Origin of the sequence: Luteibacter sp. 22Crub2.1 (assembly GCF_900167995.1) — a bacterium.
Classification (GTDB): domain Bacteria; phylum Pseudomonadota; class Gammaproteobacteria; order Xanthomonadales; family Rhodanobacteraceae; genus Luteibacter; species Luteibacter mycovicinus.
On the sequence record NZ_FUYT01000006.1, the window covers coordinates 1 to 26,066 of the forward strand.

General features: G+C 63.1%; 18 protein-coding genes and 3 pseudogenes. 10 read left to right on the forward strand and 11 right to left on the reverse strand.

The annotated features are described in order from the left end of the window. The coding region (locus B5X73_RS07265; RefSeq protein WP_139382695.1) for an integrase core domain-containing protein at window positions 1–237 on the forward strand (237 nt) is incomplete at its 5' end. A 148-nt stretch (window positions 238–385) separates the two neighbouring features. Here B5X73_RS07265 and B5X73_RS21295 read toward each other — a convergent pair. Together B5X73_RS21295 and B5X73_RS21300 are read right to left on the reverse strand one after the other, a co-directional pair. Then, window positions 386–1,876 (reverse strand): annotated as a pseudogene (locus B5X73_RS21295) (DNA translocase FtsK); the annotation flags it as partial. Window positions 1,877–2,728: 852 nt separating this feature from the next. Beyond that, a pseudogene (locus tag B5X73_RS21300) lies at window positions 2,729–3,115 on the reverse strand (DNA translocase FtsK 4TM domain-containing protein); the annotation flags it as partial. A 248-nt stretch (window positions 3,116–3,363) separates the two neighbouring features. On the opposite strand from B5X73_RS21300, the gene B5X73_RS07275 reads away from it, so the two are divergent. Then, window positions 3,364–4,605, forward strand: coding sequence for a PQQ-dependent sugar dehydrogenase (locus B5X73_RS07275; RefSeq protein WP_043696875.1), 1,242 nt, complete (start codon window positions 3,364–3,366; stop codon window positions 4,603–4,605). Between the two features lie 122 nt (window positions 4,606–4,727). Here the strand turns inward: B5X73_RS07275 and B5X73_RS07280 are convergent, their stop codons facing one another. Continuing rightward, window positions 4,728–5,522 carry an SDR family NAD(P)-dependent oxidoreductase gene (locus tag B5X73_RS07280; protein ID WP_079521136.1) on the reverse strand — a complete coding sequence of 265 codons (795 nt, stop codon included), beginning with the start codon at window positions 5,520–5,522 and terminating at the stop codon, window positions 4,728–4,730. 80 nt (window positions 5,523–5,602) lie between these two features. Between B5X73_RS07280 and B5X73_RS07285 the strand changes: the two genes are divergently transcribed. Continuing rightward, on the forward strand, window positions 5,603–6,046 hold the full coding sequence (locus B5X73_RS07285; RefSeq protein WP_079521137.1) for a winged helix-turn-helix transcriptional regulator: 444 nt from the start codon (window positions 5,603–5,605) through the stop codon (window positions 6,044–6,046). Window positions 6,047–6,250: 204 nt separating this feature from the next. Here B5X73_RS07285 and B5X73_RS07290 read toward each other — a convergent pair whose 3' ends face one another. Together B5X73_RS07290 and B5X73_RS07295 are read right to left on the reverse strand one after the other, a co-directional pair. Continuing rightward, window positions 6,251–7,432, reverse strand: a complete 1,182-nt coding sequence (locus B5X73_RS07290) for an MBL fold metallo-hydrolase (protein WP_079521138.1) — start codon at window positions 7,430–7,432, stop codon at window positions 6,251–6,253. Between the two features lie 158 nt (window positions 7,433–7,590). Beyond that, the gene (locus tag B5X73_RS07295) at window positions 7,591–8,640 is read right to left on the reverse strand and encodes an NAD(P)-dependent alcohol dehydrogenase (protein ID WP_079521139.1); all 1,050 of its coding nucleotides are present in this window, start codon (window positions 8,638–8,640) and stop codon (window positions 7,591–7,593) included. A 111-nt stretch (window positions 8,641–8,751) separates the two neighbouring features. Here B5X73_RS07295 and B5X73_RS07300 point away from each other — a divergent pair, with 111 nt between their 5' ends. After that, complete coding sequence (locus B5X73_RS07300) at window positions 8,752–9,648, forward strand: LysR family transcriptional regulator (protein ID WP_079521140.1); 897 nt, start codon at window positions 8,752–8,754, stop codon at window positions 9,646–9,648. 107 nt (window positions 9,649–9,755) lie between these two features. Beyond that, the gene (locus tag B5X73_RS21305) at window positions 9,756–10,982 is read left to right on the forward strand and encodes an MFS transporter (protein WP_079521141.1); all 1,227 of its coding nucleotides are present in this window, start codon (window positions 9,756–9,758) and stop codon (window positions 10,980–10,982) included. A gap of 107 nt (window positions 10,983–11,089) precedes the next feature. On the opposite strand, the pseudogene B5X73_RS07310 reads toward B5X73_RS21305, so the two are convergent. The 6 genes and pseudogenes from B5X73_RS07310 to rpmH all read right to left on the reverse strand — a co-directional run. After that, window positions 11,090–13,750, reverse strand: a pseudogene (locus B5X73_RS07310) (lanthionine synthetase LanC family protein); the annotation flags it as partial. Window positions 13,751–13,847: 97 nt separating this feature from the next. Next, window positions 13,848–13,976: a hypothetical protein gene (locus B5X73_RS21500; RefSeq protein WP_255349727.1), complete on the reverse strand. Its 129-nt coding sequence runs from the start codon at window positions 13,974–13,976 to the stop codon at window positions 13,848–13,850. Window positions 13,977–14,232: 256 nt separating this feature from the next. Beyond that, complete coding sequence (gene mnmE, locus B5X73_RS07315) at window positions 14,233–15,564, reverse strand: tRNA uridine-5-carboxymethylaminomethyl(34) synthesis GTPase MnmE (protein ID WP_079521143.1); 1,332 nt, start codon at window positions 15,562–15,564, stop codon at window positions 14,233–14,235. Window positions 15,565–15,617: 53 nt separating this feature from the next. Continuing rightward, window positions 15,618–17,321: a membrane protein insertase YidC gene (gene yidC, locus B5X73_RS07320; protein WP_036109019.1), complete on the reverse strand. Its 1,704-nt coding sequence runs from the start codon at window positions 17,319–17,321 to the stop codon at window positions 15,618–15,620. A 31-nt stretch (window positions 17,322–17,352) separates the two neighbouring features. Continuing rightward, entirely contained in the window at window positions 17,353–17,733 is a 381-nt protein-coding gene (gene rnpA, locus B5X73_RS07325; RefSeq protein ID WP_139382696.1) for a ribonuclease P protein component, read from the reverse strand. Window positions 17,734–17,746: 13 nt separating this feature from the next. After that, window positions 17,747–17,881 carry a 50S ribosomal protein L34 gene (gene rpmH / locus B5X73_RS07330; RefSeq protein ID WP_036109021.1) on the reverse strand — a complete coding sequence of 45 codons (135 nt, stop codon included), beginning with the start codon at window positions 17,879–17,881 and terminating at the stop codon, window positions 17,747–17,749. Between the two features lie 190 nt (window positions 17,882–18,071). On the opposite strand from rpmH, the gene dnaA reads away from it, so the two are divergent. The 5 genes from dnaA (at window position 18,072) to B5X73_RS07355 (ending at window position 26,025) form a co-directional block, all read left to right on the forward strand. After that, on the forward strand, window positions 18,072–19,433 hold the full coding sequence (dnaA, locus tag B5X73_RS07335) for a chromosomal replication initiator protein DnaA (protein ID WP_036109024.1): 1,362 nt from the start codon (window positions 18,072–18,074) through the stop codon (window positions 19,431–19,433). A 213-nt stretch (window positions 19,434–19,646) separates the two neighbouring features. Further along, the gene (gene dnaN / locus B5X73_RS07340) at window positions 19,647–20,747 is read left to right on the forward strand and encodes a DNA polymerase III subunit beta (RefSeq protein WP_036109027.1); all 1,101 of its coding nucleotides are present in this window, start codon (window positions 19,647–19,649) and stop codon (window positions 20,745–20,747) included. 97 nt (window positions 20,748–20,844) lie between these two features. Beyond that, window positions 20,845–21,927 carry a DNA replication/repair protein RecF gene (gene recF, locus B5X73_RS07345; protein ID WP_079521144.1) on the forward strand — a complete coding sequence of 361 codons (1,083 nt, stop codon included), beginning with the start codon at window positions 20,845–20,847 and terminating at the stop codon, window positions 21,925–21,927. A 68-nt stretch (window positions 21,928–21,995) separates the two neighbouring features. After that, a complete protein-coding gene (gene gyrB, locus B5X73_RS07350) occupies window positions 21,996–24,440 on the forward strand; it encodes a DNA topoisomerase (ATP-hydrolyzing) subunit B (RefSeq protein WP_079521145.1) in 2,445 nt (814 codons plus the stop codon). Between the two features lie 283 nt (window positions 24,441–24,723). Beyond that, complete coding sequence (locus tag B5X73_RS07355; RefSeq protein ID WP_079521146.1) at window positions 24,724–26,025, forward strand: tetratricopeptide repeat protein; 1,302 nt, start codon at window positions 24,724–24,726, stop codon at window positions 26,023–26,025. The last annotated feature ends 41 nt before the right edge of the window (window positions 26,026–26,066 follow it).

Here is a 26,066-nt window from a genome sequence, read left to right on the forward strand (position 1 = left end):
GCCCGGCACGGCATCGTTCAAAGCATGAGCCGAAAGGGGAACTGCTGGGACAACGCCGTCGTCGAACGCGTCTTCCGAAGCCTTAAACAGGAGTGGTTCGGCGAGGAAACCTTCCCGACCCGAGCTTTGGCATCACAAGACGCGATCGACTATCTGGTTCGCTATTACAACCACGAGCGCCTGCACTCCGCGCTCGACTACCGCCCGCCAGCCGAGTTTGAGAGGATGGCGGCTTAACGCTCCTATGCGTGGTCCTCAAATACCCGGCCACTACAGCCGCGCTCCTACAGGGGATGCCGCATCCGTGGGAGATTCCGCATCCGTGCGTGGTACCGCGTCCGTGTGGGGTCCCGCATCAGCGGGTTCCGCACCGGTGGGATTTCGGTCAGTCCTGTGGCACCGGCGCGATCACCTCGCGCTGCCCGTTGATGCCCATCGCCGAGACCAGTCCGGCGGCCTCCATCGCTTCGACCAGACGCGCCGCGCGGTTGTAGCCGATACGGAACTGCCGCTGCACGAACGAGATCGACGCGCGACGCGAACGCAGCACGAAGGCCGCCGCTTCGTCGTACAGCGGATCCAGCTCCGCATCGAGGCCATCCTCACCCGGTTCGCCTTCGACCGCCTCACTCGGTGGCCCCGCAAGAATCTCGTCCTTGTAATCCGGCTCGCCGAACTGCTTCAGCCAGGCGACGATGCGGTGCACTTCCTCGTCGGCGACGAACGCGCCGTGGATGCGCTGCGGATAGCCCGAGCCCGGGGGCAGGAACAGCATGTCACCCGCACCGAGCAGGCTCTCCGCGCCCATCTGGTCGAGGATGGTGCGCGAATCGATCTTCGACGACACCTGAAACGCCACGCGCGTGGGGATGTTCGCCTTGATCAGACCGGTGATGACGTCGACCGACGGACGCTGCGTGGCGAGGATCAGATGGATGCCCGCGGCACGTGCCTTCTGCGCCAGCCGCGCGATCAGTTCTTCGATCTTCTTGCCGGCGACCATCATCAGGTCGGCGAGCTCGTCGATGACGACGACGATCATCGGCATCGTGTCGAGGTGCTCGGGGATTTCCGGATGCGCGGGAAACGGATTGAACAGCGGTTTGCCAGCCGCGCGCGCCTCGCGCACTTTCTGGTTGTACCCGGCAAGGTTGCGCACGCGCAGGTCGGACATCACCTTGTAGCGGTTTTCCATCTCGGCCACGCACCAGTTCAGCGCGTTGGCGGCGAGCTTCATATCCGTGACCACGGGCGCCAGCAGATGCGGAATACCCTCGTAGACCGAGAGCTCGAGCATCTTTGGGTCGATCATGATCATGCGAACGTCTTCAGGCGTGGCCTTGTAGAGCATCGACAGGATCATCGCGTTCACCGCGACCGATTTACCCGAGCCGGTGGTGCCGGCAACGAGCATGTGCGGCGCCTTCGCCAGATCGGCGACCACCGGTTCACCGGTGATGCCCTTGCCCATCGCCAGGGTGAGCAGCGAGTCGGAATCACGATACTCGCTGGAGTCGAGGATCTCGGACAGCGCGATCATCTGGCGCTGTTCGTTCGGCAGCTCGAGGCCCATGCAGGTCTTGCCGGGAATCGTTTCGACCACGCGAATCGTAGTGCGACCCAGACCGCGCGCGAGATCCTTCATCAACGCGACGATCTGGTTGCCGCGCACGCCGACGGCCGGCTCGACTTCATAGCGCGTAATGACCGGACCCGCCGACGCACCGACCACCTGCACCGGTACCTTGAACTCGCGCAGGCGTTGCTCGATCAGTTCGCCCGTGTCGACGAGTTCCTGTTCGGAGACGGCGAGGGTGTTCTGAGACGCGGCGGCGAGCAGGGTGAGCGGCGGTATACCCACGGCACTGGCGGTGCTCGTCGCGAGCAGGGGACGTGCCGGCGTGAGCGTCACCATCCGCGCTGGAGGGACGATAGTCGCCTCCGTCGTCGTGGCCTGCTCATCGTTGGCGGCGATGGCGAAGCGCGACACCGGGGCGACCGGCGGGGGTGAGGGCATGGCGGGCACGGGTACGGGCGCCTGCGGACGGGAAGGCTCGGTGACCCGGGGCGTGACGTCCGCAAGAGGCTGGTCGTTCCGGACGACCTCGTCGGCCTCCGTGTCCGAAGCGTCGTGGCTTGAGGGTTCCCAGGGGGTCGTCGGCGACACCGACGAGCGCTCGGGACCATGCTTCGATCGCATCGACGGTGCAAGGAAAGCCTGGCTCTCCATGGGGCGCCGACGCTTGATCAGCATCGGTGCCTCGTCGGCGACGTCGGCGGCAGGCGGCGCGATCGGTAAACCCGGCGTAGCGGAGACGTGCGCCGCCGCCGCGGCGGCCTCCGGCGCGGAGGTGGTGGGCACGGTCTGGCCGCGAGGCGCAAGCCACGGTTCGCTGATCACCGTGTCCGGCTTCGCGCGGTGGCGCGGCGGCACCGGTGTGGTCACCGACGGGCGAACGCGCGTCGCGCGCAGAGGCTCGCCGCGCACGGTTTCCGTGCCGACATGCAGGGACGAGGAGGGCGGTGTCGATGCGGCGGCCGGAGTGACCTTGCCGCGGGTGGCGGCCGATGGCGTGCGACGGCGCGCCGGCCCGCGATCCGCGCGGCGCACGGCGCCGGCAGGGCGACGACCCGTGGCGCGCGCTGCCGAACGGGTGAACAGGCGCCGTGTGCCTTCGATAGCCAACGCACCCATCGGCTCGAGGATCCCATTCGCGCGGGCCACGGCCGTCGACCAGGTGATCCCGAGGTACCAGGGAAGCGCGACGACGATCACCGCCAGCGCGATCACCGCGGCCAGTGCGCCGCCGGGGAAGGCGCCGAAGAGATCGCCGAGCCAGCGACACACGACGCCACCCGTGGTCGGGTCATCGGTGTAGTGCGAGATGACGATGCCTTCCAGCGTGGTGCTGGCGAGCAGAACGAGGACAAAGCCCGTCCAGAAGCGAATGGCTCCGGGCCCTACGGTGGGCGGCCTGCGCCGACGGATCAGCGACGCGATGACACGCCACAGCAGGGGAAGCAGCCAGAGGGTGGACAGCCCGAAGGCGCCGAACACGTAAGAAAGCATGCCTAACCGCGAAGAACCGAGCGAGCCCCGTAGTTTAGCGCGCATTCGTTCGGAAGCACGCGCGAATGCGCTGTAAGCCGCTGGTGAGACTGGGAAGGTGTGAAGACCGCCGATCTGCGCCGACGCATCCACGCGTCGCGCTATGACACCGTGAATTCCGCATCAGGGCGTCGTTCGACAAGGGAATTTGCGATGGAATCGCGGGTTTGGACGATCCGGGCTATTTCGAGGCAGCGACGTCACCCTCAAACCACGTAGCTTCTTGCGACCACTCCCCGCACAAGGATCCTGTCATGCGTCGCCTGCCGCTTCTTGTCGTCCTGCTTGGAGGGGCGATCGCCGCCCCCTGCGCGTTTGCGCAAACGTCGTCGTACAACGCACGCGTCGCCGGCGCTCAGACCGAACCGCCCGCACCGTTCGTCATCACCGATCTTGCACCGTTCGACAATCCGTGGGGACTCGACTTCCTTCCGGACGGCCGCATCGTGGTCACGGAGAAGAGCGACCACATGTACATCGTGAACTCGAGAGGCGCCAAGATGCCGGTGACAGGCCTGCCTGTTTCGGTCGGCGCGAATGGCGGCGGCGGACAGAGCGGCTTCCATGACGTGGCCGTACCCGCGACCTATGCGAAAGATCACGTCTTATGGTTCAGCTACGTGGCGAAGGCCGCCGACGGCAATAACCACCTCACGCTGGCGAAGGCTCGCGTTGTCGAGGCATCGAACACCGCGCACATCGAGAACCTGACGATCGTCTGGCAGGAACCGTCGAAGTGGTCGGTTCGCGGCCAACCGGGTGCACGCATCGCTTTCGCGCCCGACGGCAAGCATGTCTTTCTCTCCGTCGGCGACGGCGACATCCCCGACGTCAATCAGGATCGCGGATTTACCGCGCAGTTGCCGGACAGCGGACTGGGCAAGATCATCCGCCTCAACCTGGACGGCAGCACGCCTTCCGACAACCCGAATGCAAGCCAGGGCGGCGTCGCCGGCCAGATCTGGGCCAGCGGTTTTCGTAACCCCTACGGGCTCGCCTTCAGTGAAGACGGAAAGCTGTGGGAAACCGAGATGGGCCCGTCGTCGGGTGACGAGTTCAACCAGATCGTGAAGGGCGGGAATTATGGATGGCCACTGGTGAGCAACGGCAATCACTATCCCAGCGACGCCTATATGCCGGGTCAGCCGTATCCGCGCCACGACACGGCGCCGCAGTACGTTCAGCCGTCCGCCTACTGGGGCTGGTTCCCCACCACGAATTCGATGTCTCCTTCGGGGCTGGTGTTCTACAAGGGCAAGCAATTCCCACAGTGGCAGGGCTCGGCATTGCTCGGTTCGACGTCGTCGGTCGCGCTGTATCGCGTCGTGCTCGATGCGAGCGGGAACGTGACAGGTGTCGAACGCTATGGGCGTGACGCCGCCGGTGTGTATACCGGCAGCGTGCGCGCGATCAAGGTAAACCCGTCCAACGGCAGCATCTGGTACGTGCGTGGCGGCAGTGACGGGATGCTGCGGAAGATCATGCCGAAAACCTGATCCCACCACCTCGTGTAGGAGCGCGCCCCGCGCGCGAAAAGCCAACGTGGCGGTGAAGCGGGGGCACCCCATCACCGCTCTGTTGGCTTTTCGCGCGCGGGGCGCGCTCCTACATGTTCAGATCAGGCGCGATAACGGGGCGCCACGTCCTTGCGCGACAGATTAGGCCCCATCGCGACGCGCGCGGCGTCATACGTCAGGAACTGCTGCTCATCGGCCAGCGGCGGAATCGTCACCACTTCGCCGCGGTCATAGCCCAGCAGCGCGGCATCCACCAGATCGGCGGTCTCCATGACCATCCCCGGCAGCATCGCATCGATGTCTTTACCCGAGTTCTCCCAGATTTCCGAGCGGGTCGCACCCGGCAACACCGCCTGCACGCGGACGCTGGTGCCCTTCAGCTGCGTCGCCAGGCTCTGGCTCACGTTGAGCAGGTGCGCCTTCGAGCCACTGTAGATACCGTCGAACATCTCCGGTGCGAAGGCGAGCACGGACGCGATATTGATGATGCCGCCATGGCCGCGAGCGACGAAGGTCTTGGCCGCCGCAGCGGTCAACAGGGTGGGTGCGGTGATGTTGATGGCGATGAGCTTTTCGATCGCGTCGCTGTCGTTGTCGAGGAAGCTGCCGTTGAGCGAGATACCGGCATTGTTCACCAACAGGGTGATCGAAGCATCCTCCGCCACCCGCTTCTCTACCGTGGCCACGTCGGCACGCTCGGTAAGGTCCGCCTTCAGCGTCTCGATCTTCCGCCCTGTGGCGGCGCCGATCTTCCTGGCCAGTGCGTCCAGGCGATCCAGACGACGTGCGACCAGAATCAGATCGTAGCCGCGCGCCGCCAGACGCTCGGCGTAGACCTCGCCGATGCCCGACGAAGCGCCCGTAACCAGTGCCGTGCCTTTGTTTTCAACGCTCATGAGGGTGACTCCGTATGGGTAAGTTGCAAAGTGATATCGACTACGTTGCCATACGATAGTGACCTAGCTATCATTATGCAATGGACACCGACAAACTTTCTTCAGGTACCTGCTCGATTGCCCGCAGCCTCGCGCTGGTGGGCGATACCTGGAGCGTGCTGATCCTTCGCGATGCCAGCCGGGGGATGACGCAGTTCGACCAGTTCCGGACGAGCCTGGGCATCGCGCCGAACATCCTGTCGCGTCGATTGAAGGGCCTGACCGAGGCCGGTGTTCTGGAAAAGCGCCGCTACAGCGAGCGGCCGCCGCGCGACGAGTACGTGCTGACCCAGGCCGGACGCGAGTTCCTGCCGATCATGGCCGCCATGGGCGAATGGGGCCGTCGCCACAACGGCGGGGGCGCGACGTTGTCCCATCTCGTCGCCGACGAGACGGGTGAGCGGGTGAGTGCGGTGGTGATCGATGAGGTGACGGGGCGACGCCTCGACCAGTTGCCGATGCGTCTGGTGATGCCGGACTTATAAGCCCGTCGATTCGTAACGAAGCAGGGCCTCATCGCAACCGGGAGCGCGGAGTTAATGCATCAGGGCGCGGGTTGTGACGGTGCATAGACCGTCCGCAACATGCATTCGTAGTCCGCGTTCACCGGCCTTGATCAACGCCGGCAACATGGAGGCTGAGATGCCGGATCCTTCAACACGCGTTCTCTCTCCCTGAGCGGCACCGGCTTACCGACAGACCGGTATATCGAATTTATGGGCAGGGTTCCCGTCGCGTGACGCGACGATCGGATGCTGCACCCCCGTGAACCATGGCTCCTTCGGCCACCAGCGTGGGACCACCGGATGCGTCGTCGGTTCCACGGCCTGTCCGGGTTCCGGAATCAATACCTCGGCCTTGCTGCAACGTGCCGCCGCCAGAATGCGCTCGGCGGGTTCGGTCCAACCGTGATGCGCCAGCTTGATAAGGCCCCAGTGCACGGGGATCAGCACCTTGCCGCGGACCTCTTCGTGCACCTGCATCGCCTGCTCGGGTCCGAGGTGCCAGTCCGGCCACTGTTCGTCGTACTGACCGTCTTCGATCAGCGTGACATCGAAGGGACCGAACTTCGCACCCACATCGGCGAAGGTGTCGTTCATGCCGGTATCGCCGGAGTAGAACGCGCGATGCTCGGGACCGATGAATGCATAGCCCGTCCACAACGTGGCATCGCTATGCGCCTCGAGGCGACCGGATGCATGACGGGACGGTGTGGAAACGATACGAAGTGCGCCCACCTTCGCGTCCTGCCACCAGTCCAGTTCGGTGATCTTTTCCTTCGGTACGCCCCAGTCGATCAGGTGCGCCGCGATACCGAGCGGCACGATGAATCGTGCGCCGCGTGCGTTGAAGGCCCGCACGGAGGCGCGATCGAGATGGTCGTAGTGATCGTGTGAGACGACGACGACGTCGACTCGCGGCAGGTTATCGAGCGGGACGGGTGCTTCGTACCAGCGCTTCGGGCCGAGCCAGGGAAAGGGCGATGCACGCTCGCTCCAGAAGGGATCGATCACGACGTTGACGCCGTCGATCTCCAGTAATGAAGACGAATGGCCGAACCAGGTGACGCGAAGGCCGCTCTTCGGTGGGGCTTTGTACAACGCCGATGAGTCCATCGTCGGAACCGGCGCATCGGGTTCCTCGCCTGGCTTCGACTGCAGGATCTGCCAGATGCCGCCCTTGAGGTTCATGAACATCGGTGCGGGGTTGGCGAAGCTCTGGCCACGCCATTGCGGCGATTTTGCCTCGGCGGCCGTCGGTGTTTTGCTGGGCCATGCGCCGATGTTCGGCCATGCGGTGACCGCGACGAAAGCCACGAAGAGGACGACGAGAGCGAGGAAGATGCCGAGGTAACGGAGTAAACGCTTCAAACCGGGTCCTTTTCGGGGGATGGGTTTGAAGATAGCGGGACAGGTGGGGGTTCGTCACCGTGAATCGCCAGCAGGGCTGGCTCCCCACAAGAGCAAGGATGCATGCTCGTGCAGGAGCCAGCCCGCTGGCGACCGGTGTTACCTCAAGCCAGCAAGGATCAAGCCGGCATCGTCGCCATGTCGATCACGAAGCGGTAACGCACATCGTTCTTCGCCAGACGCACATACGTCTCGTTGATCGAGCTCATGTCGACGACTTCGATGTCCGACACGATGTTGTGCTCGGCGCAGAAATCCATCATCTCCTGCGTTTCCGCCATGCCACCGATGGCGGAACCGGCGATCGTGCGACGCGGGAGCATCAGGCTGCCACCGATCACACCGTCGAGCGGAGTGAGTGCGCCGACCAGCACCATGGTGCCGTCGAGCTTGAGCAGGCTGGTGTACGGGTTGATGTCGTGCGACACCGGCACCGTGTTGAGCAGGAAGTCGAAGCTGCTGGCCTGGGCCTTCATCGCCTCGGCATCGGTCGAAAGCAGCACGGCGTCCGCGCCAAGACGCTTGGCGTCCTCACCCTTGGAGGCCGACGTGGTGATCATCGTGACATGCGCGCCCATGGCCTTGGCGAACTTCACGCCCATGTGGCCGAGACCACCCAGACCGATGACGCCGACCTTCTGACCCGGGCCCACCTTCCAGTGACGCAGCGGCGAGTACGTGGTGATACCGGCGCAAAGCAGGGGAGCGGTCGCCTTGAGATCGAGCTTCTCTGAGATCTTCACGACGAAGCGCTCTTCCACGACGATCTCGGTGGAGTAACCGCCCTGGGTCGGCGTGGTCTTGTCCTGCTCGGTGCCGTTGTAGGTGAAGCTGGTGTGCGTCGTGCAGTACTGCTCGAGGTTCTGCTTGCAGGAATCGCACTCGCGGCACGAATCGACCATGCAGCCGACGCCGGCGAAGTCGCCGACCTTTAGCTTTCCGACGGCCGAGCCAACGGCAACGACACGGCCCACGATTTCATGGCCCGGGACCATCGGGAACACGGAGTTGCCCCAGTCGCCCTTGGCCTGGTGCAGATCCGAATGGCAGACGCCGCTGTAGAGGATCTCGATGCGCACATCGTGCGCGCCCGGGTCGCGGCGCTGGAAGGTGAAGGGAACGAGGGGCGTCGTGGCGCTCTTGGCGGCAAATCCGCGGACTTCGATCATGGGAGTCATCCTCGATAGGTGGGATCAGGAAAGCGGGTAACGATAAAGCCTCAACAATACCGGACGCCAATGTGGATTTCGGCATGTATCGTTGAGGTATTCTTGATAATCATGCGTCCCGACAACCTTTCCCATCTGGCGGCGTTCGCCGCCGTCGCCCGACACGCCAGCTTCCGCAAGGCGGGCGCCGAGCTGATGCTGTCCACATCGGCCATCAGCTATGCCATCCGTGGGCTGGAAGAACGGCTGGGGGTGGTTCTCTTTCACCGCACCACGCGCAGCGTTTCGCTGACGGAAGCGGGTCAGCGGCTGCTCGAGCGACTGGAGCCGGCGCTGCTCGGCGTGAACGACGCCCTGGAAGAAATGAACAACTTCCGCGCGGCGCCCGCCGGTACGTTGCGGATCAACATGCCCCGCGTGACCGCGCAGCTGCTACTCCCGACGCTCCTGCCTCGTTTTCTGGCGACGTATCCCGACATTCACTTCGAAGCTGTGGATAACGATGGCCTGATCGACATCGTCGCCTCAGGCTTCGACGCCGGCATCCGGTTCCTGGAGCAGGTGCCGGAGGACATGATCGCCGTGCCCATCGGCGGTGCGCAGCGGGGTGCCATCGTCGCCTCGCCCGACTATCTCGCCCGCTACGGCAGTCCCCTGGTTCCCGACGACCTGTTCCGCCATAACTGCATCCGCTTCCGGTTCCCCAGCGGGCGGGTCTATAAGTGGGAACTGGAGCGGGGTTCGACCAAGCTCGAACTCGACGTGCGCGGGCGGCTGACCTTCGGGGACATGCGCCTGGCGCTGGATGCCGCGGTCGCAGGCATAGGCATCGCCGCCGTGCTCGACGATCAGGTCAAGGCACTGGTCGAGGACGGTAAGCTGGTCCGGCTGCTGGAGGACTGGTGCCCGCCGTATCCGGGATTCATGCTCTATTACCCACGCCAGCGGCGAGTCACGTCGGCCCTTCGCGCGTTCATCGAATACATCCGCGAGCACGCGGGCGCCTGAATCGCCAGCAGGGCTGACTCCCGCCCAGCTGCCCGACCGCGTATCCTAGGCCCATTGCTGCGACGCACCATGACGCCGCGGCCCACCTACCTCCCCGAGCACCCCTCATGTCTGGTTCCGCCCCCGTCCTCGATCCGGGCACCGCGCCCGTCCGCGCGCCTCACGTCGGCCTGGTGATCCTCGCGCTGGCCGTCGGTGGCTTCGCCATCGGTACGACCGAGTTCGCCTCGATGAGCATGCTGCCACTGTTCGCACAGGGTCTGGGCATCGATGCGCCGACCGCGGGCCATGCGATCAGCGCCTATGCGCTGGGTGTCGTCATCGGCGCTCCGGTGATGACCGTGCTCGGCGCACGCGTGCCGCGCCGTCGCCTGCTGGTGATCCTCATGGCGATGTTCACGCTGTTCAACGGTCTGACCGGCTTGTCGCCGAACTACCACTGGATGCTGGTGTTCCGGTTTCTGGCTGGCCTGCCGCATGGCGCGTACTTCGGTGTCGCCGCCCTGGTCGCCTCATCGCTGGTTCCCCCCAACCGGCGCACGCGCGCGGTCGGCCAGATGTTCCTCGGCCTCACGTGCGCCACCATCGTCGGCGTTCCGCTGGCCAGCTGGCTGGGTCAGCTGGTGGGCTGGCGCTGGTCGTTCGCGCTTGTGGCCGTCCTTGGCCTGCTGACGATTCTCGCCGTCGCGATTTACGCACCCAGGACGCCCGCCAATCCGAAGGCCAGTCCGCTTGGCGAGCTCAGCGCGCTGAAACGCTCGCAGGTCTGGTACACGCTGGCGATCGGTGCCATCGGTTTCGGCGGCATGTTCGCTGTGTACACCTACCTCGCCGACATCCTTATCAGCGTGACCGGGATGCCACTGTCGAGCGTGCCCTGGGTGATGGCCGTCTTCGGCGTCGGCATGACCGTCGGCAACATGGTCGTGCCCGTCTTCGCCGATCGCGCGCTGATGCGCACGGCCGGTGCGCTGTTGCTGTGGAGCCTGGTCATCCTCGCGATCTTCCCGTTCACCGCGAGCAATATCTGGCTGCTGAGCCTCGACGTGTTTTTCATTGGTGTGGGTGGGGCACTCGGTACGGTGCTGCAGACACGGCTCATGGACGTGGCGGGCGATGCGCAGGGTCTTGCCGCGTCGCTGAATCATTCCGCCTTCAATACCGCGAATGCGCTCGGGCCGTATCTGGGCGGCCTGGCCATCGCCGGCGGTTACGGGTGGACGTCGCCCGGATGGGTGGGAAGTTTGCTGGCGCTGGCGGGGCTCGCTATCTGGGCGGCATCGGTGGCGGCTGAAAAGCGGACCGCTAGCCGGGTGGCTGCGGAAGCCTGCTGACCCAGAGGGGCCGATCGCGCCGGGATGCCCGCGTGACGCGCTCCATGCCGCGATGTCGTCACACGCGCTGGCAGGAGGTGGTCGAGCATCAACAAACGCTTCGTGCCGTTCAACAAGCGGTCCAGGAATATCCCGATACCCGCACTTCCGTAACTGTAATCCGCGCAGATCCGGTAATGATCGAGTCCGCCAAACGCCATGCCAACGGGCCGATCGAGCGCATGCGCAAGAATGGCCTCAGCTTGGTAGAAGGCGATATCCCTGAACCGGGGCTCGTTTAGAAAAAATGCCATATCGAGCAGGAACTCACCGTACCCTGCGCTGCCCTCGTCCTGCCAGATTTTGTTCGACATACGCGTCCTGACCGTATGTGCACAGTCGACGGCCATGTCGTGGTAACGCCGGTCGCCAGTGAGCGCGAAGTAACGGATGCACACAGCACCGACACCAGCAGAGCCGTACCTGTGATGGGGGAGGTTTGGTGCATGCTCTCTCGAATTCGTGTGGACCTTCCAGACGATCCTGCCCGCGACACGCGTCGCGTAGCTGAGATCGAAATCGATCGCGCGTCCGGCCGAAGCGACGAAGTCATCGCGTCCGGTCGCCGACCCGAGGTAAAGCAGGAATAGCGCTACACCGCACTGACCCTCGGCGAGGCCAAGATAGGTCTTGTCTCCCGTAGGCCATGACAGGCCGCGCTCCGAATCTACGGCGTGCCCGAGCAGCCAGTCCCCGATGCGAATGGCTTCATCAAGAAAGGCTTCTTCGCCCGTCGTCGACCAGAAGTGCAACCAGGTCAGGCCCACGCCTGCACATCCGTAGTAAAGGCCCGCACGGTCGAAGACGAGCCCGTCGTCGGCGACCCTGGCCATCATGGCCCTTGCGGCGTCCCGTCGGCCCGCTAGCAGCAGACCGAGCGCCACGCCGGACAAGCCGGAATACAGACCCGGGGGACATAGCTTCGCCGCTGCCCGCCGTTCTATCCAGTCAAGCACAGGTGCGCTGACAGCGCCTTGCCGCTGGAGCAGAAACAGTGCGACGCCGGTCGCGCCATACTCCAACGATACGGGGTTAGTGACGAAGACCTCCGGGGAGGCAGGCCACAACCGATCCTCGCGCGCCAGGTCCATCGTCGAGTTCAGGAACTCCTCCAGGCCCGTGATTACATCGTCGATCCGACTAACCAGGTCTGGCGACGGCGAGGCGATGTCGAGAAGCTGTTCGCGCGAGGGAAACATCCTGCGTTGGACGAGGGGCAGATCGATGGCTTCGAGAAACGATAGCGCCTGAGCAACACTCCAGCGACGATCGGGCTCGGTGTGCATCAGTCCCAAGATGAGCGTCATCAACTCCGCAGGAAGTCCAAGATCGGACAGCACGAGCGCGAGTTTCCGAAAGATATTCTCGCGTCCGAGTTCGAGCCCCGCGGCGCTGAAAGTCAGCATGTCCAGAATCAGTACGCCAAACGCGTAGCAATCATCGGCGACGCTTGGTCGTTGTGCCGACGCCTGCTCAGCGGAAGCGTAGCCAGGTGTCCATCCCTGCACCCACGGACCGGCATCGTCCACTTCGAACGCGAATTCGAAATCGATAAACTTGATTCGCTTGTCGCTCTTGGTGAAGAGAATGTTGTTCTTGGTCAGGTCACGGAGCACGACGCCGTGCGAGTGGATGACCTGCAACCCCTCACCGATTTCGCGAATGGAGGACAGTATGCGGTCGAGACCGAATCCGGTGCTTTGATACTCGTTCGAGAAATAGAACTCCATCGAATGGCCCCAAAGGGAGATGGCGTCCAGCTTCTCTACTACGAGGAACCAATGGTCCCATGCCTGGAACAGATCTATATATTCTGGCACCAGGCCGGTGTGAGACAGTTTTTTGAGCACCCGCGCTTCACGCTTCAGGATGAACGCCGGGTCGTCCTCACTTTCCCGCTCCAGATGTCCCAGCTTGCCGCGTACCTCGCGAACGATTACCTCGCGTTGAGTTTCGGTATCGATGCCACGATAGATGCCGCCGGTTGCATTGAATTTGATGGCGCCCTGTATGACGTAGCGATCCTTGAGGCGGACGGTCTTTGGCTGATCCGGCTTTCTTACGGTGGCCGTGGAAGAAGGAAGTTCTTGTGGGCGTTGGAGCAACGGGTCGACGATGCCGGGCGGTAACCGAAACGTGGGACCGCGCACATCGTTGTACCAGGAACCATCCGGCAGGAAGAAGCCGGAGGCACTGCGTCCTGTCGCATCCACCGATGGCTTGCCGCGATGAACGCCGTAACGGTAGTAAACGACCTTGCTGTCCCGATAGGGCCGGTCAGTGAGGATGTAGGGGCCGTGCAGGTGGGATGTTGCAGCGTGCAATTCGACAAGAATCGCCGCAAATTCATCGACATTTCTGGGATAGATGGCGATGAACTTTCCAATCTGAAAGCGCGACCAGCCCTTGCCCAGTGACATCTTGAGCATGCGACGGTCGGCGCAAAATTTAAAGGCGATCCGCGCAGAGGACATGATCCCCGCGACGATCGTCAGTGTTTCCACCGCATTGGCCTGTGTACTTGAGAGGTGGATCTTCCACCCGTGTTCGAGATCTTCGCGATCGTCGGGCGAGCAGCTCGCCCAGAAGCCCCTTTCCCTTATTTTCCACCGTTCCCCGAGCGCTGCGCGTACCACGTCGAGGAACTCGTGGGAGGGCTCGTAGGAATAGATGTTCTCGTGATAGATCGGGCTGAGGAACGAATAGGCAAAGAACGGTGACGATTCCATCTGCACCTCTGTCCATGGCTGCGACGCTCAGTCGCTTATCGCTGCGCCTTTGCGGCGCGCAAAAAAAGAATGGGCGGCCAAAGCCGCCCATCTTTTATCAACAGCCGCCGTCGTTAGCGGTGCTGGTCGAGCTCGCAATCGAGAGGCAAGCGTGGAACAGATCCTCCCAGTCAATTTCCAGGGACTGGAGGTTCAGCACGTCGTTCTTTTCGATATCTTGCGCCACAGTAGTGCTCCTTGTGATTCACTCAGAAATACCGATGCTTCGGCGGCGCCGAAGCGTCTCTTGACGTCGATCGCATGCGCAGGTCTGCGTCATGCGGGACCGACCGTATCGAATGTTTGAGAAGATTCGCAAGTGACATCGGTCCCTGGCGGCCTACGGCGCGTCGCATTCACGAGTGTTCCGTCGATTGGGTCGCACATCGGATTTGGCCGGCATAGTCGATTTGCCGTTTTTGCTTACGCGCCGGCAATTCGTATTATTTTCCGATGCAGAACGAACCAAAGATGGCGCCAAGCAAATCGTCAGATGAGTAGGTGCCGGTAATTTCGCCCAGCGCGTGCTGGGCCTGACGCAATTCCTCAGCGGCGAGTTCGCCCGCGTGAGCCGACCGTAGTGCGTCGTCCGTCAGAGACAAGTGGCGCTGTACGGACTCCAGCGCCGTGACGTGACGGCGACGCGCGCTGAATGCGCCATCCCCCGCGCCCGCGGTCGCGAGCTCACGCAACCGGGCGCGCAGCGCGTCCATACCATCGCCCGTACGCGCTGAAAGCCAAAGGACATCGCCCTCGCAGTGTGCTTCGCGCTCGTCCAGATCAATCTTGTTAATGACGATCAGACGTTTTGCATATTCGACCATGCCATCCAACAACGAAAGATCGGCATGTGCGTGCGCATCGTCGGTGACCAGCAACGCGACATCGCAGCGTGCAAGCTGGTCACGCGCACGACGGATGCCCTCGCGTTCGACGATGTCGTCGGATTCGCGAAGACCGGCCGTGTCCGCGAGCTCCAGCGCGACGCCATCGATGTGTATCGCCTCGCGAAGCACGTCGCGCGTGGTGCCCGCGACGTCAGTCACAATCGCCCGCTCTTCTCCGGCAAGCGCATTCAACAGACTCGACTTGCCCGCGTTGGGTCGCCCGACGATGGCGACAGCGATGCCATCGTTCAGACGGACACCGCGGCGAGTTTCAAGCAACAGACGGCCGAGATTTGTCCGGAGCGTCGTTAGCTTGTCGCCGATGACAGGGTCGGCAAGAAAATCGATTTCTTCTTCGGGAAAATCGATGGCTGCCTCGATGTGTACTCTCAGCTCGATAAGCTCGGCAAGCAGGGCCTCCACGCGGGCCGAAAAAACACCTTCCATCGATCGCAGTGCTGCACGTGCTCCCGCACGCGACGTCGCGGCAACAAGATCGGCGACAGCTTCTGCCTGTGCCAGATCGAGCTTTCCGTTGAGGAAAGCCCGTTCAGTGAATTCACCGGGGCGAGCGAGGCGCGCGCCCAGCGCGAGGCAACGCTGGAGCAGCGCGTCGAGCAACACGGCGCTGCCATGTCCTTGAAGCTCGACCACGTGCTCGCCGGTGTAAGACGCGGGTCCCGGAAAGGACAACAACAAGCCGCGATCGATCAGCTCACCGTCTGCGTCGTGAAACGCGGTGAAGTGCGCGTATCGCGGTGTGGGTGCCCGGCCAAGGAACGCGGCGGCAATGAAAGGAGCGAGCGGCCCCGACACGCGAACGGCGCCGACCCCGGCCGCGCCGGCGCCGGTAGCGATGGCTGCGATGGTGTCGTCGCCGTGAGTCATGTCGTGCCTGTGGATAGCGAAGCGGCGCGTCTTTCGACGCGCCGCTTCAGGTGTTATGCCTTGGTGATCTTCGCCGCGGCGTCGGCTTGTTCGACACTACGGTTGATCCACCACTGCTGGAGCAGGCTGGTCGCACCGTTGACCGTCCAGTAAAGCACCAGACCTGACGGGAAGAAGGCGAAGAAGACACCGAAGATCAGCGGCATCACCTTCATCATCTTTGCCTGGGTCGGATCCATGCCCGCGGTCGGCATCATGCGCTGGGTGAGCAGGGTGACCAGGAAGTAGAGCACCGGCAGCACGTAGAAGGGATCCGGTGCCGACAGATCGTGGATCCAGCCGAAGAACGGCGCATGGCGCAGCTCAATGGATTCGGACAACACGCGAAGGAGGCCGATGAAGATCGGGAAGGTGATCAGGATGGGCAGGCAGCCAGCCATCGGATTGATCTTTTCCTTCTTGTACAGCTCCATGGTGGCCTGCTGCATCTTCATCCGGTCGTCGCCGTAACGCTCCTTGAGCGCGGCGATGCGCGGCTGCAGCTTGCGCATACGAGCGCCCGAACGGAACTGCGCGTCGGTCAGCTTGAACAGCGCGGCCTTGATAAGCAGCACGAGCAGGATGATCGCAACGCCCCAGTTACCGCTGATCGCGTGCAGCTGGGAGAGCAGCCAGTGCAGCGGCTGCGCGATGATGGTGAACCAGCCGTAGTTGCTGGTCAGCTCGAGGCCCGGTGCGATCGCATCGAGCGTTCCCTGCAGCTTCGGGCCGATGTACAGACGCGCGACGCTGTCGGCGGCCTGACCCGGCGCGACCTGCATGGCCGGTCCGAAGGCACGGACGAGGTAGCGCGGCGTAGCCGAGTTGGGATCGACGACCGCACTGCTATAGGTGACGTTCTGATTCGCCGGCGGAATCCACGCGACGAAGAAGTAATGCTGCAGCATGCTGACCCAACCGCCCGTGATGGAGCGATTGAGCGGCTTCTTCGCGAAATCGGCCAGCGGCAGCGTTTCGAACTTGGTGTCCGGGCTGAACCAGGCGGCGCCGAAGAAGCTGTGCTGCGCAGGATCCGTATACGCCTTGAACCAGTTGACCTTCTCGTTGGCGACGCGCTGCAGCTGGTGATAAGCGTTACCGGTCCACACCGCCGTCGAACCGTTTTCGACGCGCTGGTCGAGATCGACCACGTAGTCCATGCGCTTGAGCGTATAGCGCTTGACGACCTTGACGCCCGACGGATCGGTCCAGGTCAGGTCGAGACTGACGGACTTCTGGCCATCGGCCAGGGTGGTCTCGGTCTTGTCGGCGTGGAAGAGGGCGCGGTGATCCGGCGCGGCACCGTTGCTGCTGACCAGGCCATCCTGTGCCGCGAAAAAGTGCGCGCCCTCATCGTCGAGCAGACGGACGGGCGGCGACACCGGTTCCTTCTTCGTGACCGGGTTGGTCGGGTAATAGAGGAGTTCCGAACGGACGATGCTGCCGCCACGGGTATCGATGGTCAGGCGCAGGACGTCGTTCGAGAGGGTGACCAGCTCGGCCTTGCCTTCCGGGGCCGCGCCGTTTTCGGTCGGCACGGCGGCGGGAGCGGTGGAACCCGGCACGCTGGCGTCGCCGCCCGGCTTGCCGTTGGCATCGACCTGGGCTGCCGGCGCGGCTGGAGTCGGGGGCTGGACATAGTCCTTCTCCCACTCGGTCCACAGGAGATACGCCACGAACATGAGCGCGAAGAAGAGAAGCGTGCGCGTTTGATTCATTGCAGGGCCAGATTGGAATGCATAAGAGAGGTCAACGCGCGATTGTGCCGTCGGCACCCTCACGCTTCAACGGCCGGATGCGACGCAGCAGTGTCTCCAGCTCGGCCAGAAGGGCCGCGCCGGTCTCTTTCACTGCGACGTCTTTAGCCATGACCAGGATGTCGACCGGAGGCAGGTCGGGGCGGGCAAGGCGAAAAGCCTCACGCGCCAGGCGCTTGATTCGGTTACGGTCGACCGCGCGCTTGGAACAGCGCTTGGAGATGGCCAGGCCGAGCCGGGCCGTGTCGACGTCGTTGTTTCCGAAGCGCAAAAGAAAACAGCGGCCGCCGAGGCGACCGCTGACTGTTCGCAACGCGGCGAAGTCGGCGGCGCGGCGTAACCGCGCATCGCGCGGCATGGCGGCGGCACGCACGACCGTCGCCCGGTTACGGGATCAGACGCTTGCGACCCTTGGCACGGCGGGCGTTGATGATCTTGCGGCCGTCGGCGGTCGCCATGCGTGCACGGAAGCCGTGGGTACGGGCGCGCTTGAGCAAGCTGGGCTGGAAAGTACGCTTCATGGCGAAGACATCCGGGTGAAGATTGAATATGGCCGGCAAGTATGTCCGACAATCCCGAGGACTGTCAACCGGTTGGGCCATAGCCCGTGATCGGCCTTCGCCGTGGGGGAGTCCGGCGGGGGGCCGGAACGCTGGTAGACTTGGCCGTCCACCCCGCGCGCAAGCGCCCCTTCTGTGGCAAGAATACCCGATGAGTGATCTTTGGAGGCGCTGTCTCGAGCGTCTTGAAGGCGAATTGACCGCCGAGGAAGTCCATACCTGGCTCATGCCGCTGCAGGCCAGGGAAGACGCTTCCGGGCTGCACCTGTATGCGCCCAACCCGTATTCGCTGGACACCATCCGCGATCAGTACCTGGACAAGATCCAGACGATCGCGGGACATCTGATCGGTCACCCGGTCACGGTGCGGCTGGAAGTCGGTTCGTCCGGCGGCCGGCCGGTGCCCGTTCGTGTCAGCAGTGCGACTCCATCTCCCTCGCCGTCGCACCAGCCGGCATCGCGTGCGCCGGAAGCCGCTCCGGAGCCGCCGCACGTTCATAACCTGGATCTGCATTACACGTTCGAAACCTTCGTCGAAGGCAAGTCGAACCAGCTCGGCAAAGCCGCGGCGATGCAGGTGGCGATGAATCCCGGCCGCGCTTACAACCCGCTGCTTCTTTATGGCGGGACCGGCCTGGGCAAGACCCACCTGATGCATGCCGCGGGCAACATGCTGCTGCAGAACAATCCCGGGGCGAAGGTGCTCTACCTACGCTCGGAGCAGTTCGTCAGCGGCATGGTCAAGGCGCTGCAGCAGAAGAACATGGATGAGTTCAAGCGTCGCTTCCGGACGGTGGATGCGCTGCTGATCGACGATATCCAGTTCTTCGCCGGCAAGGACACGACGCAGGAGGAGTTTTTCCACACCTTCAACGCGTTGTTCGAATCCAAACAGCAGATCATCCTCACCTGCGATCGCTATCCGAAGGAACTCGACAAACTCGAGCCCCGCCTGAAGTCGCGTCTGGGCTGGGGTCTGTCGGTAGCGATCGAACCGCCGGACTTCGAGACCCGCGCCGCCATTCTTCTGTCCAAGGCGGCGGAGAAGGATATGGAGGTGTCGGAGGACGTGGCGATGCTGCTGGCCAAACGGATCCGGTCCAACGTCCGCGATCTCGAGGGCGCGCTGAATACCCTGGCGGCACGGGCCAACTTCTATCGCAAGCCGATCACCACGGACTTCGCGGAAGAGACGCTGCGTGACCTGCTGAATACGCACGCGCAGGCGGTCACGGTGCCGAACATCCAGAAGACGGTGGCCGACTATTACCAGGTGCGTCTGTCGGATCTTCTCTCCAAACGCCGTGTGCGCTCTCTGGCGCGCCCCCGGCAGGTAGCCATGGCCCTGTCCAAGGAACTGACCGAGCACAGCCTGCCTGAGATCGGAGAGGCCTTTGGCGGCCGTGACCACACGACGGTGCTCCATGCATGCCGGACGATCCGGGGCTTTTGCGAGAAAGACGTACGGATGAGGCAGGACTGGGAACAGCTGATCCGTATCTTGACGGGCTGAGAACCTGTGGATAATAGGTGGATGGACAGAGGATGAAATCGACCCTCGAAGTTATCCACAAGACACCCACATAGCACGACCGGTTAGGCGCAATCGATATGAAATGCCAAGGTACTGAAATTCAATAGTTTTTCCGTCTTGTCTACTTATCCACCGCCCTAACAACAACCACTAAATAAATCTTAAAAACATTAAAAGCAGGAGAAGGGGCGCATGCAATTCAGCATCCAGAGGGAAGTTCTGCTCAAACCCCTGCAGCAAGTCGTAGGCGTTGTCGAACGTCGACAGACGCTGCCGGTACTGGCCAACCTCCTGGTTCGCGCTTCCGGTAATGAGGTTTCGTTCACCGGTACCGACCTCGAAGTCGAAATGGTCGCGACGACCGCGGCCGACTCGGTGCAGGACGGTGAAATCACGATTCCGGCGCGCAAGCTGTTCGACATCGTTCGCGCACTGCCGGACGGCGCGAAGATAGACCTCAAGCTCAACGGCGAGCGCATCGCGCTGAATGCGGGCCGCAGCCGCTTCACGCTGGCGACGCTGCCGTCGAGCGAGTTCCCGACCATCGACGAGATCGAACTCGTCGAGCGCGTGACGCTGCCTGAGGAAGTTCTGCGCGATCTGATGGACCGTACGGCCTTCGCGATGGCCAATCAGGACGTCCGGTACTACCTCAACGGCATGTTGCTCGACCTGCAGGAGCACACGTTGCGTTGCGTCGCGACCGACGGCCACCGCCTGGCGCTGAAGGAAACGAAGCTGGAGAGCTCGGTGTCGGCCCGTCGGCAGATCATCATCCCGCGCAAGGGCGTGAATGAGCTGATCGGCCTGTTCGAAGCGGGGGAGGGTTCGGTAGAACTCGAATTCGGGCGCAATCACCTGCGCGTTCGTCGCGGCGGTGTCGTGTTCACCTCGAAGCTGATCGATGGTCGCTTCCCGGACTACGAGGCGGTCATTCCGCTCGGCGCCGACAAGTCGGCCACGATCGAGCGCGATGTGCTGCGCAGCGCCCTGCAGCGCGCCGCGATCCTGTCCAACGAGAAGTACCGCGGTGTAAAGCTCGAGCTGACGCCGGGTCGCATCAAGATCGTTGCGCATAACCCGGAGCAGGAAGAAGCCCAGGAAGAAGTCGAAGCCGAGACCGTCGTCGACGACCTCGCGGTCGGGTTCAACGTGGGTTACCTGCTCGATGCACTGGGTGCGCTACGCGGCGACAAGGTCCGGATCAACCTTCGTGATGCCCAGTCGAGCTGTCTTCTGCAGGAAGAAGGCAACGATGAGGCGCGCCACGTGGTGATGCCGCTTCGCCTCTGACGCCTATCCACGTTAAAGTTCGGCCACCGACGCCGGGGATGTCTTCGACACCCCGGCGTCGTTCGTTTCGACGCATGGCCAGGAAAAGCAGGGCAGCATGAAGTTCGAGTCACTCAGGGTTGCCGGATTGCGAAACCTCGAAGGGGTTTCACTGACTCCCGCAGCCGGCATCAACGTGTTTGTCGGCCCCAATGGCGCCGGCAAGACCAGTGTGCTCGAAGCGGCTTACCTGCTGTCACACGGTCGATCGTTTCGTGCCGGCTCCCGTGATGTTCTTCTCCAGCGTGGTGCGAGCTCGTTGTCGGTGTTTGCCGAGGTGCGGGGCAATGACGACCGGGTTCGGCGTCTGGGGCTGGGGCGTGAGGGCAGCCGCTGGCAAGCGCGTGTGGACGGCGATGCCGCCGCCTCGTTAGGCAGCCTTGTCCAGGAATGTGCCGTGGTCTGCTTCGAACCGGGCTCGCACGATCTGATCGCTGGTGCCTCGGACGAACGCCGCCGCTTCCTCGACTGGGGTTTGTTCCACGTGGAACACGCGTTCGTGAATCAGTGGCGTCGTTACCAGCGCGCGCTCAAACAACGGAACTCTCTTCTTCGCGCCGGGGGCCCGATTGAGGCGGCATGGATCGAGCCGTGGGAGGCCGAGCTTGCTACGACAGGCGAGGGAATCAGCGCTTTCCGTCGCGGCTATATCGATCGGTTGCTTCCACACATTCGCAGTTTCATGGGAAACGTCCTGCCGGAGCTGGGCGAGTTCACCATTCGTTACAAGCCTGGCTGGGACGACGCGGCGGATCTGCTTTCTACCTTGGCGGACCGGCGCCACCGGGATCTGGCGCGCGGTCACACCACCGTAGGACCCCATCGGGCGGACTTCTCCGTGACCTTTGAACACGCCCCGCTACGGGAACACCTGTCGCGAGGGCAGGAGAAGCTGTGCGCCCTGGCGTGCCTGTTGGGACAGGCCTCGCTTCACGCCGACATCCGCGGCGAATGGCCCGTCATATGTCTCGATGATCTTGCATCTGAGCTCGATCGTACCCATCAAGAGTGGGTAGTCGCGCAGCTTCTCGGCCGCGACGCTCAGGTCTTCGTCACGGGAACGGAGATCCCTGCCGCCCTTTCGGTACAACCGGTCACCGTGTTCCACGTGGAACAGGGTGCCGTCACGGCTTTGCTATAATCGTCCGACTGTCCCGACGCTTCCGCGCCGCATCGGGGCCGCACTCTGGCGCCACCACCAGGCATCGCATGAACGAACCTCTCGATCCGACCCATTCGAACGCGTACGACTCCGGCAGCATCAAGGTCCTCAAGGGCCTGGACGCCGTTCGTAAGCGCCCTGGCATGTACATCGGCGACACCGACGATGGCACCGGCCTGCACCACATGGTTTTCGAAGTCGTCGATAACGCCATCGATGAAGCGCTGGCAGGCTATTGCGACTACGTCACCGTCGTTATCGGCCAGGACGGCTCGGTGGGGGTTTCGGATAACGGTCGAGGCATCCCGGTCGAGATTCATCCGGAAGAGGGCATCTCGACCGCCGAAGTCGTCATGACCGTGCTTCACGCCGGCGGCAAGTTCGACGCGAACTCCTACAAGGTCTCCGGCGGCCTGCACGGCGTTGGCGTGTCCGTCGTGAACGCGCTGAGCGAGAAGCTCTGGCTGACGATCTGGCGTGACGGCAAGGAATACCGCCAGGAATACGCTCACGGCGAGGCCCAGGCTCCCATTGCCACGTTCGGCGACACCACGCGGCGGGGCACCATGGTGCGCTTCCTGCCCAGTCCGGCCACGTTTACCAACAACATCGAGTTCCACTACGACATTCTCGCAAAGCGTCTCCGCGAGCTGGCGTTCCTGAATTCCGGTGTCACGATCGAGCTCGTCGACGAGCGCAACGATCGCAAGGACATCTTCGCGTACGAGGGCGGCATCAAGTCCTTCGTCCAGCACCTGGCCCAGCTGAAGACGGCACTGCACCCGAATGTCGTGAGCTTCAGCTCCGAGACGGCCGACGGCATCACCGTCGAGGTGGCCATGCAGTGGACGGACGCCTACCAGGAAACGATGTTCTGCTTCACCAACAACATCCCGCAGCGCGACGGCGGCACCCATCTCACGGGTTTCCGCGCCGCGCTGACGCGCACGCTGCAGAGCTATATCGAGAAGGAAGGTCTGGCGAAGAACGCCAAGGTCGGTCTGTCAGGCGACGACATGCGCGAGGGCATGATCGCCGTTCTTTCCGTGAAGGTGCCGGATCCGAAGTTCTCATCGCAGACCAAGGACAAGCTGGTCTCCAGCGAGGTCAAGACAGCGGTGGAGCAGGTCGTCAACGACAAGCTCGCTGAATTCCTGCTGGAGCATCCGGCGGAAGGTAAGGCCATCGCCTCCAAGGCGGTGGACGCCGCCCGCGCCCGCGAAGCGGCCCGCAAGGCTCGCGAGATGACCCGCCGCAAGGGCGCGCTGGATATCGCCGGCCTGCCGGGCAAGCTGGCCGACTGCCAGGAGAAGGATCCGGCGCTGTCCGAACTGTTCCTGGTCGAGGGAGACTCCGCCGGTGGCTCGGCCAAGCAGGGCCGTAACCGTCGCACCCAGGCCGTGCTGCCGCTGAAGGGCAAGATCCTCAACGTCGAGAAGGCACGCTTCGACAAGATGATCGCCTCCGCGGAAGTCGGCACCCTCATTACCGCGCTCGGTACGGGCATCGGTAAGGAGGAGTACAACCCGGACAAGCTGCGCTACCACCGCATCATCATCATGACCGATGCCGACGTGGACGGATCCCACATCCGCACGCTGCTTCTGACCTTCTTCTATCGACAGATGCCGGAGCTCATCGAGCGCGGCCACGTGTATATCGGCCTGCCGCCGCTGTACAAGGTGAAGCAGGGCAAGCAGGAGATGTACATCAAGGACGACGTCGTCCTCAACGAGTACCTGATCTCGGGCGCCGTGGACAATGCGTCGCTGGCACCGGAAGAGGGCGCGCCTGGCGTCAACGGCGAAACGCTCGAGAAGCTCCTGCACGACTACCAGTCGGCGCTCGATCAGATCGCCCGCCTGAGCCACCGTTTCGACACCGCGTCCCTTACCGCGATGATCGAACACGCGCCGATGGAAGAGGGGCTCTGGGCCGATGCGTCGGGTATGCAGGCCTGGCTGGATGCCGTTGCCAAGCGTCTGAGTGCCAGCGGGCTGGGTAAGCCGACTTACGCGCTTCGCTTCCGTCCCGCGCTTAACGAGCAGGGCGCCGCCATCGAAGTCGAGCGCATGCAGCACGGCCTGAGCCACACCTGGATCATGCCGCAGTCGTTCTTCGGCGGCGTCGAGTTCCGGGCCATCCTGACAATCTCGCGTCAGCTGACCGAGCTGCGCATTCAGCCGGGTGCCGTCGTCCGCCGCGGTAACGCTTCGCGGGGCATCGTCAACTTCGCCGATGCGCGCAACTGGCTGCTCGACGAAGCGAAGAAGGGTCGTTCCATCCAGCGATTCAAGGGTCTGGGTGAAATGAATCCGGAGCAGCTCTGGGAAACCACGGTCAATCCGGAAACGCGCCGCATGCTCCAGGTGGGTATCGAGGACGCGGTGGCCGCGGATCAGATGTTCTCGATGCTGATGGGCGAGGCGGTGGAGCCACGTCGTGACTTCATCGAATCGAATGCGTTGAAGGTCGCCAACCTGGATATCTGATCCACGGTCGCCCTTGCCGATGTCGAGCCCGGTCGCAGCGATGCGACCGGGCTCTTCTTTTTTGCGCGACGCGGCATCGCTCCGAGGAAAGACGAAAACGCCGTTTTCAAGGGCCGAAAGGCTGGCGAATTTGCACCGCGCCAACAAACATATAACAAGTCATTGTTTTGACTCTTCTTTTTTATCGCACTGCGACTTGTTCTTAGGAATGAAATCGGGTTAACCTCTGTAGTCCCCCGGTGCTGCTTGTTGTGCGCCGAGTCCTACAGCCTGAGGTCATTCGATGAAACAGGGTTCCTTCGCAAAGCTCGCGCTCGCCACGGCGGTCGCTCTTTCCCTCGCCACTGGCGCAGTCTCTGCCAAAGACGCGGCGCCCAAGGACAAGAAAGAAGCGCTGTATCCGAACGCCACGCGTACGGAGCCCAAGCTCGACCTCAAGAGCGAGAAGGACCAGAAGGCCATCAACGAGGGCCTCGACGCCGCCAACAACGGCGACAAGGAGAAGGCCACCCAGATCCTGACGCCGCTGGCTGACGGTTCGGCCACCAGCAGCAAGTACGCGCAGGCGCTCGCTCTTCAGGGCCTCGCCAACATGAAGTACAACGACGGCGACGTGAAGGGCGCGATCACCACGCTCAAGCAGGCGCTCGATATCGGCGTCATGCCGAACGACACGTACTTCCAGCTCAAGTACATGTACACCCAGTTCCTCGTCGCCGACGAGCAGTACGCTCCGGCGTTGCAGTCGCTGCAGGAATGGCGCGCTGAAGGCAAGAAGGAAACCGCCGATTCGTACGGCCTCGAGGGCAACATCGATTACCGCCTCGAGAAGTATCCGGAAGCCATCGCCGCCATCAACAAGGCGAAGTCGATGCCGGACGCGAAGCCGCAGGGTTCGTGGGACCAGATCCTTGCCGCCAGCTATGCGGAGACGGGCCAGGGCGACAAGGCCGCCGAGCTCGCCTCGGCCGAACTCGCCAAGAATCCGAACGACCCCACCGCGATGCAGAACGCGGCTTCCTCGCTGATCCAGGCGCAGAAGTATCCGGAAGCGATCGCGCTGCTCGAGAAGGGCCGTGCCGCCGGCGCGTTCAAGGACGAGAAGCTCTACATCAATCTCGCCAAGGTCTACCTGATCGACGGTCAGGACCATACCGACCGCCAGGAAGCCAACGCGTCGAAGGCGCAGGCGGTTCTCGAAGATGGTCTGGCCAAGGGCATCGTCAAGCCGTCGGCTGAGGTCTACAAGCTCCAGGGCGACGCCGCCATCACCGGTGGCAACGAGAGCGCGGCTCTCGCTGCCTACCAGAAGGCCGCCCCGCTCGCGAAGGATGGTGAGGTCACGCTCAGCGTGGCGCGCCTCCAGCTGCAGAAGAATCAATACGCCGCCGCTGAGAAGTCGGTGACGGATGCCATCAGCAAGGGCGTTCAGCATAAAGGCCAGGCCTATATGGTGCGCGCGGAAGCCAAGCGTGGTCAGAAGAACAAGCAGGGTGCTATCGCGGACATGAAGCTCGCGGCGCAGGACCCTGAAACGTCTGCCAAGGCCAACGCCTGGTTGAAAAATGCAAACAACACCAAGTAAGCGTCTGTAAAGTGCCGGGAGTGGGGATTTTCAAGCGTCAT